The 16256-nt window shown below is 47.7% G+C and carries 11 protein-coding genes and 2 pseudogenes; 9 read left to right on the top strand and 4 right to left on the bottom strand.

The window, feature by feature from the left end:
* Positions 1–37: 37 nt before the first annotated feature.
* Positions 38–544 (bottom strand): Cys-tRNA(Pro) deacylase, encoded by a 507-nt coding sequence (ybaK, locus tag KZE55_RS09030; protein WP_222258207.1) that lies wholly within the window; start codon positions 542–544, stop codon positions 38–40.
* 122 nt (positions 545–666) lie between these two features.
* Here ybaK and KZE55_RS09025 point away from each other — a divergent pair, with 122 nt between their 5' ends.
* Complete coding sequence (locus KZE55_RS09025; RefSeq protein ID WP_222258206.1) at positions 667–1398, top strand: GntR family transcriptional regulator; 732 nt, start codon at positions 667–669, stop codon at positions 1396–1398.
* 547 nt (positions 1399–1945) lie between these two features.
* Positions 1946–3328: a group II intron reverse transcriptase/maturase gene (ltrA, locus tag KZE55_RS09020; RefSeq protein ID WP_222258205.1), complete on the top strand. Its 1383-nt coding sequence runs from the start codon at positions 1946–1948 to the stop codon at positions 3326–3328.
* Between the two features lie 75 nt (positions 3329–3403).
* Here the strand turns inward: ltrA and KZE55_RS09015 are convergent, their stop codons facing one another.
* Positions 3404–4525, bottom strand: coding sequence for an acyltransferase family protein (locus KZE55_RS09015; RefSeq protein WP_222258204.1), 1122 nt, complete (start codon positions 4523–4525; stop codon positions 3404–3406).
* Positions 4526–4811: 286 nt separating this feature from the next.
* Between KZE55_RS09015 and KZE55_RS09010 the strand changes: the two genes are divergently transcribed.
* The 4 genes and pseudogenes from KZE55_RS09010 (at position 4812) to KZE55_RS08995 (ending at position 11240) form a co-directional block, all read left to right on the top strand.
* Positions 4812–7223, top strand: a complete 2412-nt coding sequence (locus KZE55_RS09010) for a phosphoketolase family protein (protein WP_222258203.1) — start codon at positions 4812–4814, stop codon at positions 7221–7223.
* 519 nt (positions 7224–7742) lie between these two features.
* Positions 7743–8975 (top strand): group II intron reverse transcriptase/maturase, encoded by a 1233-nt coding sequence (locus KZE55_RS09005; protein WP_222258202.1) that lies wholly within the window; start codon positions 7743–7745, stop codon positions 8973–8975.
* Between the two features lie 146 nt (positions 8976–9121).
* Positions 9122–10299: pseudogene (locus KZE55_RS09000) on the top strand (branched-chain amino acid transport system II carrier protein).
* Positions 10300–10319: 20 nt separating this feature from the next.
* A complete protein-coding gene (locus tag KZE55_RS08995) occupies positions 10320–11240 on the top strand; it encodes an ROK family protein (protein ID WP_222258201.1) in 921 nt (306 codons plus the stop codon).
* A gap of 178 nt (positions 11241–11418) precedes the next feature.
* Here KZE55_RS08995 and KZE55_RS08990 read toward each other — a convergent pair.
* Positions 11419–13360 (bottom strand): annotated as a pseudogene (locus KZE55_RS08990) (GTP-binding protein).
* The gene (locus tag KZE55_RS08985) at positions 13353–13814 is read right to left on the bottom strand and encodes a universal stress protein (protein WP_222258200.1); all 462 of its coding nucleotides are present in this window, start codon (positions 13812–13814) and stop codon (positions 13353–13355) included. Before KZE55_RS08985 ends, KZE55_RS08990 begins: the two are co-directional and overlap by 8 nt.
* Positions 13815–14003: 189 nt before the next feature.
* Here KZE55_RS08985 and KZE55_RS08980 point away from each other — a divergent pair, with 189 nt between their 5' ends.
* The 3 genes from KZE55_RS08980 to KZE55_RS08970 all read left to right on the top strand — a co-directional run bounded on the left by KZE55_RS08980 (position 14004) and on the right by KZE55_RS08970 (position 16033).
* Positions 14004–15017, top strand: coding sequence for a lipoate--protein ligase (locus tag KZE55_RS08980; protein WP_222258199.1), 1014 nt, complete (start codon positions 14004–14006; stop codon positions 15015–15017).
* Positions 15018–15170: 153 nt separating this feature from the next.
* A complete protein-coding gene (locus tag KZE55_RS08975; protein ID WP_222258198.1) occupies positions 15171–15578 on the top strand; it encodes a hypothetical protein in 408 nt (135 codons plus the stop codon).
* Positions 15575–16033 carry a hypothetical protein gene (locus KZE55_RS08970; RefSeq protein WP_222258197.1) on the top strand — a complete coding sequence of 153 codons (459 nt, stop codon included), beginning with the start codon at positions 15575–15577 and terminating at the stop codon, positions 16031–16033. Before KZE55_RS08975 ends, KZE55_RS08970 begins: the two co-directional genes overlap by 4 nt.
* Positions 16034–16256 lie beyond the last annotated feature (223 nt).

Raw genomic sequence — 16256 nt, 5'->3', positions numbered from 1 at the left:
ACTTATTCAGAAAACGGGTCAATTACTACACCCGGTGTTACTTTTGCTCAAGGTCGGCAAACTTAGCGTGGACGAGCTTGGCAAGGTCGGTGGCATTCAGGCAGACGGACCGGCCAATCTTACCAGACGAAACGTAAATCTCCCCCTGTTCCTCGGCAACCTGGTCGATGAAGATTGGGTACTGGTACTTTTCGTAAATCCCCACGGGTGTATTGGCACCGTGGACGTAGCCGGTTGTCTTCAGGAGTTTCTTTAAGGGAACCATGTTGACCTTCTTGTTACCGGAGACCTTGGCGAGCTTCTTTTCGTCCAGTTGGGTATCAATCGGCAAGACCCCCACGAGCGGCCCGGTGACGTTTCCGGACAGGACCAGGGTCTTGTAGACGGTATGCTCATCGACCCCAGTGTGGTCCACGGTCATTGTCCGCACGTCCCCATCCTGGTGGGTTGGAAATTCTGCCTGCTTATATGCAATCTTATTTTTGTCCAGGATTTGCTCAACCTGGGTCTTTTTCAACTTGCTTTTTTTGTTCTTTTTGCTCATAATAAAACTCCCTTTTTTAATCTGGAACGGACCAATATTTCACAAAAAGGTCCCAATTTGAAATAGGTCTGTTATACTAGTAGTGAAATAAGCGGGACACATCGACCGGAGGAGTTAACGACATGGCAGATTTAGTATATAGCTCCGTAATGCGCGATATAAAGCAGAAAATCTTGAAGAACCAATACGAGGGGATGCGCCTCCCCGACGAGCGAAGCCTCAGTGAAACCTACGGGGTAAGCCGGAGCTCAATCAAGCGGGCCCTGGGAATTCTTGCCCAGCAAGGGATTATCTTTAAAAAGCGGGGGTCAGGAACCTTCATTAACCCCCTGTACTTGAAGAACCAGTCCCTCTTTCACTATGAGGGTAGCAATTTGGGGGTTACTGATAGTTTTCAAGTTGCCGGTAAGAAGCAGCGTATTCAGTTGCTCAACTACCAAGTTATTCCCGCTAGTGAAGATATTCAAGAGGAACTCTTCCTTAATGATAACGATTTTGTATACCAAATCAAACGGCTACGCTTGATTGACGACCAGCCGTTTATGATTGAGACCGGCTTTATTCCTATTAAGATTGTACCGACCCTGTCACCAGCGATTGTTAACAGCTCAATTTTCAACTACCTGGAAGATAGTATGGGCAAGCGGGTAACCAAGTCATTTACAACCATCAGCGTGGCCCCCTCAACAGTAGACGACCAGAAACTGCTAAAACTTAAGCCCACGGAGCCGGTTAGCATCATGGACGGGGTCTTCTTTTTAGACGATGGAACCCCGTTTGAGGTTTCAAGCATGCGGATCCACTACCAGTACATGCGGTATAGCACATTCATTAACTTAGACCAGGAAGGATAGAGAGAAGCTGGGAAAAGTACGCTTTTTTCCGCGATTACTGTGTAATATTCGAAAAGCCAAAAGGGGTTGGTGGGAAAACTTTTTTCCCACCAACCCCCTTTATTAGTGCGCCCGGCATGGGTATTAGCTAGGTGGTGAAAGTCCACTATGGGCCGTAGTAGTCGGAACCATGAGCCGAGGACAAGGGTGTCCGCTGTGAGGTGGAATCTGAAGGAAGTCTAAGGCAAAGTGCTGCACCGATGAACAAGAAGTAGCTATAAGGCTGAGAGTAACTGGATAAGGTTGCTAGACAAACTAAAGTCCAATACTACTCGAAGTTGCTTTCAGTAAAGCTAACGGTGACATGGTACGAAAGTTAATATTCTTACCCGGGGAGATCTGACCTACACGTTTCCGACAAGAGGAATGAATGAAATTCCACAGAAGCAAGCATAGCAGTGATGTTGTGTTGAGTAAGCCAGAAGTCAGCCGAGGTCATAGTAGTCTAATTAATTAGATGAAGGACCGAACGACAATAACTTATAACTTATATCGGAGGTGTAATCAGGTGCGACAATCGCAGAAAACAGAACCACAAGCTGACCGCTTGTCGAGGATAGGTTTGGAAAACCGAAAGTACACAAGGGCGCGTAGTACCGATTATGGTGAAGGTAAAGGTATGAGTGTCACTATCCAAGACCAAGTCTTGGACCGCAATAACCTGAACCAGGCTTATTTGCGAGTTAAGAGAAATAAAGGAGCAGCGGGCATTGATGATATGACTGTCGATGGCCTCCTGCAATATCTTAGAGAAAATAAAACGGAGTTAATCACCAACCTACGTGAAGGCAATTATAAGCCAGTACCGGTTAAACGAGTGGAAATTCCCAAGCCCAACGGTGGAGTGAGAAAACTAGGGATACCAACGGCAGTGGACCGCCTGGTCCAACAAGCAGTTGCCCAAGTGCTCACGCCAATCTTTGAGCGTATTTTCTCGGATAATAGTTTTGGCTTTCGCCCTCATCGTGGAGCCCAAGACGCAATCGCAAAGGTAGTTAAACTATATAATCAGGGATATCGAAGAGTAGTCGACTTAGACCTGAAGGCCTATTTCGATAACGTCAACCATGATTTGATGATTAAGTACCTCCAACAATATATTAATGACCCATGGACGCTAAGACTTATCCGCAAGTTTTTGACTAGCGGGGTCTTAGATCATGGGCTTTTCGCTAGGAGTGACAAAGGAACGCCGCAAGGTGGACCATTATCACCATTACTGGCGAATATTTACCTAAATGAGTTGGATAAAGAGTTGACCAGACGTGGCCATCACTTTGTACGCTATGCGGATGATTGTAATATTTATGTTAAAAGTCAACGGGCGGGAGAACGAGTAATGCGCAGTATTACCCATTTTCTCGAAAAGCAATTGAAAGTTAAAGTTAATCCAGATAAAACTAAAGTTGGTAGTCCCCTAAGATTGAAGTTTCTTGGCTTTTCACTAGGTGTAGACCGTAACGGTGCCTATGCCCGACCGGCCAAGCAATCACAAAAGCGAGTTAAGCAAGCACTAAAGCTGTTAACAAAGCGCAATCGGGGAGTATCCATTGAGCAAATGTTTGAGGAAATTCATCGCAAAATGCGGGGTTGGCTTCAATATTACTCAATTGGGAAACTGACTGGCTTTATTCAACGACTTGACCAGTGGTTAAGGGCGCGAATAAGGCAATATATCTGGAAGCAATGGAAGAAATTCAAAACTAAGATTACTAACTTACAAAGGCTCGGATTGTCTTATCGTGATGCATATGTCTTCGCTAGTACCCGTAAGGGCTACTGGCGAACCGCACACAGTAAGACTTTGAGTTATTCTCTAACAAATAGAAAACTGGAGCACCTTGGACTAATAAATATGTCCAAGACGCTCCAATCAATTCAAAGTGATTAAGTTGTCGAACCGCCGTATACGGAACCGTACGTACGGTGGTGTGAGAGGTCGGTAATTGAACTAATCAATTACCTCCTACTCGATTCCATTCACCAGGTGGCGGATATTTAATACCCGCTTAATCCTCGTCCAGGTTAGGTGGGCACAGTAGGAGAAGGTAAAGGACAGGGTGATTGTCAGAATAACGAGCAGGGGGAACTTAACGGCGAGAAAGAGGTGGGGGATGAAGTGGTTAATCCCCTGCCAGCACCAGTAGAGCCAAAAGACGTGGCCCAGGTATGACCGGTGGGCGTACAGGGCGACCCAATGAATGAAAGGGAGCCACTGATTCCAGAATTTTTGCATGTATGAGGCGAGGGTGACAATCAAGCCAATCGTGCTCAAATTATAGAAGATCATTGATGGCAGGTAGTAGGGAGCGTTGGTTAATTTAACGGGGACCCCGTAACTAAAGAAATTGATGGTGACAAAGTAAAAGAGAAGAAGCCAGCAGACAACCTGGGTTAGCCAATGGCGCATCAGAAAGGGCAGCAGCTGGTTATAGAATTTACAGAGGAGGGTGCCAGCAATTCCAAAGATCAAAAAGCTTAAGAAAAAGCGGTCAATGAGGTACCAGTGCTCTGCTTCGGGGCCGTGGAAGACCTGGTACTCGTAGAGCCAGTGCCAGCCGAGTTCGAATATCAGTGCCAGCAAGAAGACAATACCCCCGCTATGGGGATGGCTTTGCACGACCCGGGCAAGCCACCAGAAGAACGGCATTAAAATGATAAATTGGAGCATCATCACGTTATACCAGAGGTGGGGGGCGGCGTTCCCGTTGATAAACTGCCAGCAAAACTGCCGCCAGTCATGGTAGTGGTGGTGTTGCTGGACCTGAGGCAGGACCAGGAGGTAGACGGTGGTCCATAAAATGGAAGGAACAAAGAGAACGTGCCAGCGATTCCACATGAATCGCGGGTAGTCCCGTAGCGTCGCCTGGGGGTGGGTTCGGATTGTTGAGAACAAGATCCCGAAGATAAAAGCTGAGGCACTAAACTTTACCACCTCGTAGATACCGCCGAGGAAAAACTGTTGACCAACGGGGAGACTGTCCATCATCAAAAAGCTAATTACCGATTGGATCATTACGGTGGTGACGGCCATTACCTTTTCAAAATCACCAATATCAGCCTGGTTAAGTGTGTCGAGATCTGCCATTTTTTGCCTGCCTTCCAAATTAAAAATATTACATTTTTAAGTATACAACATTCGAAAAAGGCAGCGTTAATAAGGGCTTATTAGCCATATCACGGCAATTTTCGTAATACAAGGAACTTAAAAGACGGGTTAAAATTATTAAAATTTGATAATTGGACCGTATCAATTTTCAAAAAGGTTGACTTTAAATAAAAACCGTTTATCATAATAATTGTAAATTGAATGATTTACGTTAGTTGTTTCAAGCACGAACGTATTTATTTATTCAGAAGGAGTGTTTATTAGAATGGCAGTAGATTACGATTCCAAGCAATACTTGGAAAGTGTTGACGCTTACTGGCGTGCAGCCAACTACCTTTCAGTTGGTACTTTGTTCTTAATGAACGACCCATTATTACGTCAACCATTACAAGCAAAAGACGTTAAGCCTAAGCCAATTGGTCACTGGGGTACGATTGTTCCGCAAAACTTCATTTACGCCCACTTGAACCGGGTAATTAAGAAGTACGACCTTGACATGTTCTACATCGAAGGTTCCGGTCACGGTGGCCAAGTTATGGTTAACAACTCATACTTGGACGGTTCCTACACCGAAATTTATCCAGAATATACTCAAGATGAAAAGGGAATGGCTAAGTTATTCAAGCACTTCTCATTCCCAGGTGGTACTGCATCACACGCTGCCCCTGAAACTCCAGGTTCAATCCACGAAGGTGGGGAACTTGGTTACTCACTTTCACACGGTGTTGGTGCGATCTTAGATAACCCTGACGTTATCGCTGCTGTTGAAATTGGTGATGGTGAAGCTGAAACTGGTCCACTGGCCGCTTCATGGTTCTCAGACAAGTTCATCAACCCAATCAAGGATGGTGCCGTATTACCAATCCTTCAAATCAACGGATTCAAGATTTCTAACCCAACTATCCTTTCCCGGATGAGCGACGAAGACCTGACTAAGTACTTCGAAGGTATGGGTTGGGAACCACACTTTGTTTCCGCATACAAGGAAGCTGACCGTGATGGTGAATTCAACGGTTACAAGGACCACATGCAGGTTCACGAAGAAATGGCTAAGACTCTTGACACTGTTATCGAAAAGATCAAGGCTATTCAAAAGCATGCTCGTGAAAACAATGATGACTCACTGCCAACTTGGCCAATGATCATTCTGCGTGCTCCTAAGGGTTGGACTGGTCCTAAGAAGGACTTGGACGGTAACCCAATTGAAAACTCATTCCGTGCTCACCAGATTCCTATTCCGGTTTCCCAAGACCACATGGAACACAAGGACATGCTGGTTGACTGGATGAAGTCATACAAGCCTGAAGAATTGTTCGACGAAAACGGTCACCCTGTTGACTTAGTTGAACAAAACACTCCAGATGGCGACAAGCGGATGGCTATGAACCCAATTACCAACGGTGGTATTGATCCAAAGCCATTAGTATTGCCTAACTACCGTGACTTCGCTGTTGATGTTCAGACGCCAGGTTCTGTTGTAAAGCAAGACATGCTTGAATGGGGTAAGTACCTTAGCAAGATGGCTGAACTGAACCCAGATACATTCCGTGGCTTCGGTCCAGATGAATCCAAGTCTAACCGTCTTTACGCATTCCTTGACAACGACAAGCGTCAATGGATGGAAGGTATCCACGAACCAAACGACGAAAACCTTTCTCACGAAGGTCGGATGATTGATTCTCAACTTTCCGAACACCAAGCAGAAGGCTTCCTCGAAGGTTACACTCTGACTGGTCGTCACGGATTCTTCGCAACCTACGAAGCCTTTGGCCGGATTGTTGACTCCATGCTGACTCAACACATGAAGTGGTTACGAAAGGCTAAGGATCTCTACTGGCGTAAGCAATACCCAGCACTGAACTTCGTTGATACTTCAACTGTCTTCCAACAAGACCACAACGGTTACACTCACCAAGATCCAGGTCTGTTGACTCACATGTTTGAAAAGGAACGTCCAGACCTTGTTAAGGAATACCTGCCAGCAGATACTAACTCCCTGATGGCCGTATCCAACAAGGCATTCAACGACCAAGAATGCATCAACATCTTCGTAACTTCCAAGCACCCACGTGCACAATGGTTCTCCATTGACGAAGCTACTGAATTAGTTGACAACGGTCTTGGCTACATCAACTGGGCTTCTACTGACCAAGGTAGCGAACCAGATGTTGTCTTCGCTTCTGCAGGTACTGAACCTACTGAAGAATCTCTTGCCGCTATCGACATTCTTCACGACAACTTCCCTGAACTGAAGATTCGTTACATCAACATCATCGAAATCATGAAGTTGATGAAGCAAGACAAGAACCCAGAAGGTCTGTCAGACGCAGAATTCAACCAATACTTCACTACTGACAAGCCAGTTATCTTCGCATGGCACGGCTTCCGTGACATGATTCAAGCACTGTTCTTCGAACGTGCTAACCACAACCTTCACATTCACTCATACGAAGAAAATGGTGATATCACCACTCCATTCGATATGCGTGTATTGAACGAACTGGACCGGTTCCACTTGGCTAAGGACGCTATCCAAAACATCCCTGGCTACGAACAAAAGGGTGCTGCATTTGTTGCCAAGATGGACAACATGATCAACAAGCACAACCACTACATTCGTTCAGAAGGTAAGGACTTACCAGAAGTTACTAACTGGACTTGGAAGGGTCTTAAGTAATCATCTGCTGATTACTAATTAAACACTTATTAAATGAAAAGCGCGCTAACGCAATGTTGGCGCGCTTTTTTTGCTCGTGCGCCCGGCATGGGTATTAGCTAGGTGGTGAAAGTCCGCTATGGGCCGTAGTAGTCGGAACCATGAGCTGAGGACAAGGGTGTCCACCGTGAGGTGGAATCTGAAGGAAGTCTAAGGCAAAGTACTGCATCAATGAACAAGAAGTAGCTATAAGGCTGAAATTAACTGGATAAGGTTGCTAGACAAACTAAAGTCCAATACTACTCGAAGTTGGTCTCAGTAAAGCTAACGATGACATGGTACGAAAGCTAATATTCTTACCCGGGGAGATCTGGCCTACACGTTTCCGACAAGAGGAATAAGTTTAATTCCCACAGAAACAAGCGGTGCAGTGATGCAGTGTTGAGTAAGCCAGAAGTCAGCCGAGGTCATAGTAGTTTGAATAATCAGATGAAGGACTGAACGACAATAACTTGTAACTTATATCGGAGGTGTAATCAGGTGCGACAATCGCAGAAAACAGAACCACAAGCTGACCGCTTGTCGAGGATAGGTTTGGAAAACCGAAAGTACACAAGGGCACGTAGTACCGATTATGGTGAAGGTAAAGGTATGAGTGTCACTATCCAAGACCAAGTCTTGGACCGCAATAACCTGAACCAGGCTTATTTGCGAGTTAAGAGAAATAAAGGAGCAGCGGGCATTGATGATATGACTGTCGATGGCCTCCTGCAATATCTTAGAGAAAATAAAACGGAGTTAATCACCAACCTACGTGAAGGCAATTATAAGCCAGTACCGGTTAAACGAGTGGAAATTCCCAAGCCCAACGGTGTAGTTAAACTATATAATCAGGGATATCGAAGAGTAGTCGACTTAGACCTGAAGGCCTATTTCGATAACGTCAACCATGATTTGATGATTAAGTACCTCCAACAATATATTAATGACCCATGGACGCTAAGACTTATCCGCAAGTTTTTGACTAGCGGGGTCTTAGATCATGGGCTTTTCGCTAGGAGTGACAAAGGAACGCCGCAAGGTGGACCATTATCACCATTACTGGCGAATATTTACCTAAATGAGTTGGATAAAGAGTTGACCAGACGTGGCCATCACTTTGTACGCTATGCGGATGATTGTAATATTTATGTTAAAAGTCAACGGGCGGGAGAACGAGTAATGCGCAGTATTACCCATTTTCTCGAAAAGCAATTGAAGGTTAAAGTTAATCCAGATAAAACTAAAGTTGGTAGTCCCCTAAGATTGAAGTTTCTTGGCTTTTCACTAGGTGTAGACCGTAACGGTGCCTATGCCCGACCGGCCAAGCAATCACAAAAGCGAGTTAAGCAAGCACTAAAGCTGTTAACAAAGCGCAATCGGGGAGTATCCATTGAGCAAATGTTTGAGGAAATTCATCGCAAAATGCGGGGTTGGCTTCAATATTACTCAATTGGGAAACTGACTGGCTTTATTCAACGACTTGACCAGTGGTTAAGGGCGCGAATAAGGCAATATATCTGGAAGCAATGGAAGAAATTCAAAACTAAGATTACTAACTTACAAAGGCTCGGATTGTCTTATCGTGATGCATATGTCTTCGCTAGTACCCGTAAGGGCTACTGGCGAACCGCACACAGTAAGACTTTGAGTTATTCTCTAACAAATAGAAAACTGGAGCACCTTGGACTAATAAATATGTCCAAGACGCTCCAGTCAATTCAAAGTGATTAAGTTGTCGAACCGCCGTATACGGAACCGTACGTACGGTGGTGTGAGAGGTCGGTAATTGAACTAATCAATTACCTCCTACTCGATTTCAGCTAGCGACTGACAATCAGATATAATTAATTGGATTGAAATGAGAAGGAGAAACACTGATGAATAAGAAGCAAACGGGGCTGCAGACCTACCTGGTAATTGGGTCCCTCGTCTTTGGAATGATATTTGGCGCGGGGAACCTGGTCTTTCCTGTCCACTTGGGGCAACTCGCCGGTAGTAACTGGGGATCGGCTGCCCTGGGTTTCATCACTTCGGGAGTTCTACTCCCCCTACTGGCCTTACTAGCCCTGAGTGTGACCCATACCCGGGGGTTATTCGAACTAGCCCAACCGGTTGGGAGTTGGTTTGCCCTGCTCTTTTTGATCTGTGTTCACGCTACGATTGGCCCCTTTTGTGCGACCCCTCGGACGGCGACGGTCCCTTATGCGATTGGGGTTGCTCCTTACTTGTCGAAGGGAATGCAACCAGTCGGTTTGGCCCTTTATACAGGGATGTTCTTTCTTTTGACTTACTTCTTTGCGACTAAAGAGGGAAAAGTGACGGCGGTAATTGGGAAGTTCCTCAATCCGGCCTTTTTGGTGATGCTGTTTGTAATTTTCCTTCTGGCCCTTATCTGCCCGATGGGAAAACTGTCTGCACCGGCGCCAACCACAAGTTACCTGCACCAGGCGTTTGCTAATGGGTTCCTGCAGGGGTGCAACACGATGGATGCCCTGGCGACGGCAAAGGGGGGACAACCCTCAACCAGGTGGCCCATTTTTACTTAGGGGCCTTTGGTAACGCCCTCCTTTTGACCCTTGCCACGGTGACCTGCCTGACAACAGCGATGGGGCTGGTGATTGCCTTCTCCCAGGATTTTCACCGTCGCTTTCCTCAGGTATCCTACAAGAATTTTTTGCGGGTTAACTGCTTGCTCTCGTTTTTGGTTGCCAACCTGGGTCTCGACCAGATTGTTACCTGGTCAACACCCGTCTTGATGTTCCTGTATCCGCTGGCAATTGTGTTGATTTTGCTGGCCATTTTGTCACCCCTGTTTAAGAATAGCCCGCTGGTTTACCGCTGGGCATTAACCTTGACCGTCTTTCCCGCATTTTTTGACCTGGTCAATGCCCTGCCGCCGGTTCTTTGGAAGCTGGACTTTAACCAGGCCCTGGTAAAGTGGGCGGGACACACCCTGCCGCTTTTTCAACTTGGCCTGGCCTGGCTGCCGTTTTCTGTAGTTGGCTTTGCACTCGGCTTGGTCGCCTGGTGGTGGCAGCGTTATAATACTAACTAATTACGCAGGGGAGTGATCAGATGCAACGTCACTATTTAAGTATTGATATTGGGGGGACCGCCATCAAGAGTGCCCTGATCGATCATTCTGGAAATATTATTGAAACGGCCAAAAATGCTACCCCGACTAGTGCTACTGCTTTTTTAGCTATCCTTGGTCAGCTGGTGCGTGATCACCCGGATGTTCGCGCGGTCTGTGTGAGTGTCCCGGGAATCGTTAACCACCACCGTGGCCAGGTTAAGTTTACGGGCGCCCTTGGCTTCATGGGGGAGTTTAACTTGGCTAGCTATATTGGGAAGATTTCTCAGCTACCGGTCTATGTGGGGAATGATGCTAATTGTGCAACCCTTGCTGAGATGTGGCTGGGTAATTTGCGGGGCCTGAATAGTGGGGCAGTAGTGACCCTTGGTACGTCGGTAGGGGGCGGACTAATGATTAATGGTCGACTCTTTGTTGGTCCCCACTTCCGGGCTGGTGAAATTAGCGCGATTGTTAATAACCACGACCATACGGACATTCACAAGTCGACGGTGGGTGCTAGCACTTCGGCAGTTAAAATGGTTAGGGCGGTTGCCACGGCGTGTGGTCTTTCCGATGTGAGGGATGGTCGCCGGGCCTTTGTCGAGATCAATAACCATAACCCCTTGGCCTGGAATATCTTTGCGACCTTTTGTCGGCGGGTTGCAGTCCTGCTGGTAAATGTCCAAGCAGTTATTGACTTGGAGCGGGTTCTTATTGGTGGGGGGATTAGTGCCCAGCCGGTGGTGGTGACCGAGATTCGCCACCAGTTTCAACTACTCCAGGAGGAGGATCGCCGCCTGCACGACGATATCATTATGCCGGATATCCAGAAGGCGAAGTTTGGTAATGAAGCGAACCTACTAGGGGCGCTATATGGTTTACTATTGCAAGTAGATAAGGGAGATTTTAATGAACAATAGGATGCCTATACACGCCTATTTACCCTGATCGTGGGACGATACCCGGCCTCCTTTGTAACCTGTTTAACGGTCCCTTGATTGGTCGAGCGGGCCAGCATGTTAATCTTCACAGGGTCCCAAAAGTAAAAATAGACCAGTGGACGGTCGTTTGGTAATCGTCTACTGGTCTTTTCTTGTTTTAAATCCGTTTGCAATAAGGGAAGTGCGCCATTTCCGGGACCTTATCCCAAGAGACTGGGTAACCTGCACCATGGGCACAAAATACTGAGTCAGGGGTGTTAGCGAGGTCCGCAGTGGGCACGTATTTTGCCTGGGTAATCACTTCATTAGCGTTATGGCACGGTTGGTAACCATTGACAACGCATTCGAGATGTCCCTGACCGTGGCTGTAATTACGGACGGCGGTTGCGTAATCGCGCATGGTAGCAACCGGTGCTTCCCCGGTCAAAAGGGATTGCGACTGGCCAGTATTCGGGGCTAACCTAAACGTTCCGTTCATCTTTTGAATATCGTTAATTGCCCGGCCGACCTCATCTTGGGGAACGGTCAGCCGGTAGCGGTAGTAGGGTTCCAGAAGGACGCAATGCTTTTGGGCCGCCAGTTCCATCAATCCCTGCCGGACTGCTCGCCAGGTTGCCTCGCGGAAGTCGCCACCAACCGAGTGGACGATGCTTCCCTTGCCGCCAATCAAGGTGATTTGCACGTCCGTCAGTGGTGCGCCGGTTAAGGCACCCCGGTGTTCCTTAGCCGCCAAGCTGGTCATAATCTGCTGCTGCCAGTTATGGCTCAGCACGTCAACGCGGCAGTCAGCGGCGAAGTGTAGGCCAGAGCCAGGCTTCCCCGGTGCCAGGAGGAGGTGAACCTCGGCGTAGTGCCGGAGGGGCTCAAAGTGGCCAACCCCCTCAATGGACGCGTTAATTGTTTCTTGATAGAGAATTTGTCCCTGATTAAACTTGAGTTTGAGTTGGTACCGTTCTTCCAAAATCTGCTCCAGAATCTCCCGTTGCACTTCTCCCATTAGGTGCACGTGGATTTCTTGAAGGTGCTCTGACCAGGTTACCTTGAGCTGGGGGCCTTCGTCCGCCAGCTCCCGCAGGGCTTTCAAACAGGTCTGGAGATCGTTGTCACCAATCTTAACCGCGTACGATAACACCGGCCGCATTTGCGGACGTGGAGTATTAGCTTCCGTTCCAATGCCCTGCCCTGGAAAAGAAGAGGTCAGACCGGTGACGGCACAAACCTCTCCAGCGGGAACTACCTGGGCAATGGTAAACTTGTCGCCGTCGTAGATGCGGATTTGGTCCACCTTTTCATCAGGAAGGAGGATGCTCTTGGCCCGCAGGCTTCCCCGGTGATGCGGAGCCAAGTCAGGCGGTTGCCGTTATGGTCATGGAAATCTTAAATACCCGGGCAGCAAATTCCTGCTTGGTGGGGCCCGCGACGGTCCACTTGACGAGCCCGTCCAGGAGGTTAGTGACCCCGGTCATCTTTAAAGCAGAGCCGGTAAAGCAGGGGAACACCTTCCGCTCTTTGATCAGGGCCCGGACCGTATCTTCACTTAGCTTTTCCTGATCGAGGTAGCTAGCGAGGACGGTGTCGTCTTGCATGGCAATCGCTTCGGCAACGTCGCCGGTGGTTACCTGGCCGCTGGTGAAGTCGATACAGCCGGCGGAAAACTCATTTTGCAACTGTTTGAGGACCCGTGCGGAATCGGCTCCCATACTGTCGACCTTATTGATAAAGACAAATATGGGGATGTCATAGCGTTTGAGAAGGTCCCACAGCGTCCGGGTATAACCCTGGATGCCGTCGGTTACGGAGACCACCAGGATTGCGTAGTCCAGGACCTGAAGAACCTGCTCGGTTTGCCCGGCAAAGTCAATGTGGCCGGGGGTGTCGAGCATTGTGAGAGCGAGGTCATGGTAGGACAACCGGGCCTGGTGGGTGAAAATCGTGATTCCCCGCTGCTTTTCTAACTGGTCGGGATCAAGAAAAGCATTGCCGTTATCAACCCGGCCGAGCTTGCGCCGGTGGCCAGATTGGTAAAGCAATGCTTCAGAAAGGGTCGTTTTACCGGCGTCAACGTGGGCGAAGAGGCCGGTGACAATCTGTTTAGTCATTTTCTGCAATCCGCACAACCATGACATCGCTAAGGGCGTTCCGGTTAACGTAGGAGGTAACGGACCCTACCATGAACCGTTCCATGCCAGAGATTCCCGTAGCCCCAATTACAATGAGGTCGTTATGGTGGTCCTTCGGGAATTCACGAGCGATTACCCGCTTCGGATTGCCGAAACGGATGTGGATGCTGATGTCAGTAACTCCTGCGTCTACTGCCTTTTGCTTTAAATCCTCCATCCGCTCCTGGGTACGGTGGACAGCGTCGTAGGTCTGCTCATCACTCAAAACGGCATTACTGTAACCATCGGTCAGCTGGTCAACTTGGGTGATGGTTAGGATGTCGAGGTGGGCGTGATTACGTATAGCAATGTCGATTCCTGCTTCAAGAACCTTGCTGGTCGCTTTGGAACCGTCGATTGCAACGAGGATGTTTTTGTATTGTGAATCTGCCATTGTAAAAAACTCCTTTGTCGATAGTATTGTTTACTTCTATTATACTTTTTTTACTAATTTTTTTTAATATAAAACAAATTGATTGAAAACGTTTGCAGATAAGTTTAAACTACTGCTAGAGACCTAAAAGACAAATAGTTTATTTTAGTCTAATAATTGTGACACTTTTCACAAGTGAGGAGTAATATAATGCGTTATGTTTCAATGACTTCCCATAATATTGGGATGAACTTAGCAACTGAACAGTACTTGATGAATGATAAGGACTTTGGGAACGAGCCACTGGTCCTTTTCTACTATGAAGAACCATGCATTATTGTTGGCCGGAACCAGAACACGGCCGAAGAGATCAACCAGGACTACGTAAAGAAACACAACATCCGGGTTACCCGGCGCCTTTCTGGTGGTGGCGCGGTCTACCAAGACCTGGGGAACCTCTGCTTCAGCTTTGTTGTTCCAAGCGACAGTGAGGAATTTGGTGACTTCAAGTCATTCACCAAGCCAATTGTCGACGTTCTTCATAAAATAGGGGCTACGACCGCGGAAGTCAGTGGTCGAAACGACATCTTAGTTGACGGGAAGAAGTTCTCTGGTAACGCAATGTACTCCAAGAACGGCAAGACCTTCTCTCACGGAACCTTGATGTTAAACGTGGACCTGAGTGTAGTTGCGGACGCCCTCCACGTTGCCAAGGATAAGATCGCTTCTAAGGGAATTAAGTCCGTTCGCTCCCGGGTTACTAACCTGCGGCCATACCTGGCTAAGGAATACCAAAACATCGATGTCCCAACCTTCAGGGACGACCTGATCAAGGGGCTCTTCAACGTTGACAGCCTCGACGAGATTAAGGACAAGCAGTACGTTGTTACCCCAGAAGACCAGAAGAAAATTGATAAGATCTACGAACAGTACTACAACAACTGGGACTGGGTTTATGGTAAGAACCCTGAGTTCACGTTGAAGCGGCGGAAGCACTTTGATATGGGAACGATTGATGCCCGGCTGGACGTTAAGGATGGTGTGATCAAGAATATCAAATTCTTTGGTGACTTCTTTGGCCCTCAGGACGTTACGAAGTTAGCTGACCAACTGAAGGGCATTAAGTATGACCACGATGAGATTGAAAAGACTCTTGAAAAGGCGGGCACTCAGCAATACATTACGGGAATCCCAACCACCCAGATTGCGGATTTACTTGCCTAATTGAGCTTTGCCCGGTTATCTAGTAGAATGGGAGTGAAATACAAGGGTTAAGCCTTGTACTCACCCCCGGGTAATCGTGAAAATAATTGACGGGGAGACAGGCATTGACCTGGCACCCCGTTTTATTTTAACTTTAGGAAAGTTGGTAATGAGATGAGAAACTCTGATAAGGTAATTATGGTGACGTCCGTTGCGGCGGTCTTGGCAATGGTCTTGGACGCCATCATGTCTATCCAGCATGGCCTACTGCTGACTAGTGTATCCGTGTGGGGCCGCTTGCTGGTATTTATTATTTTAGCGGCAGTCGTTAACGGTCTGGCACTCGTAAAAATGCGGTTTTGCGGGTACGCCACGATCTTTGTGAACCTGTACTTTGCGATTGCCTGCTTGGCCGCTTTGCAGACTGTCAACCAGCGGACGAGCTTTCTCGGAATCATCGTTGAGGTATTAAGTGTTGTCGGTATTCTGGTTGCCTGTGCAGGAATCTATTATGGCATCCGGCAGCGGGCGGAATATACCCGTGCCCGGATCAAGAAGTTAGAGGAGCGAGCTAAAAAATGAAGATGACAGTAGCAGACTACTTAGCCCAGGTAACTGGTGACCATGTAACCACGGAAACGGTCGAAAAGACGGCTGCTCAGGCACAACAGAAGACGACCCTCAAAAAGGGAATTCAGTTTATGTTGGACCAGTTTGCGCAAGGGACGCTTGGGCAGTATGTAATTAATGTAAAGATGAAAAAGGGTGACCCCCTGAGTCTACGCCTAGAGATGAACCTCATCAACATCCCAATGGGCGAAGCAGAGCGCCTGGATCCGAAGCTCTTGGACCAGGAACCTGCCTACCCGGTGAACCTCTACATGGTATTGGAAGGGGATGACGTCAACAAGTCGGGCTTGCGGATCGATGAGTTGGCTAACGATACTGATCAGGCCGGTAGTGTCACCAACCTGGTTCAGCGTGCCCAGGAATGGGTTGCCGAACACGTGGCGGCAACGGTTGAAAATCGGGCATGATTCTTGCCTTTTCAATAATTTTTGGTAGAATGAATAGTGCGATGAGTCGAGAGGTCTGGTAGCAACCCTAATTGCTGCCATTAGACATTTCGAATGTGGGGCACGTTAACTCACCGGATTGTGAGGTGCCCGGTTAAAGGGCGAAGTGGACATCGCCTTTTAACCTGAGATGATATCAATACACAGCAAGCGGTTAGTAGATGCTAACCGCTTTTTTTGTGCT

Origin of the sequence: Limosilactobacillus panis (assembly GCF_019797825.1) — a bacterium.
Lineage (GTDB): Bacteria > Bacillota > Bacilli > Lactobacillales > Lactobacillaceae > Limosilactobacillus > Limosilactobacillus panis_A.
This window is presented reverse-complemented; position numbering and strand designations above follow the sequence as displayed.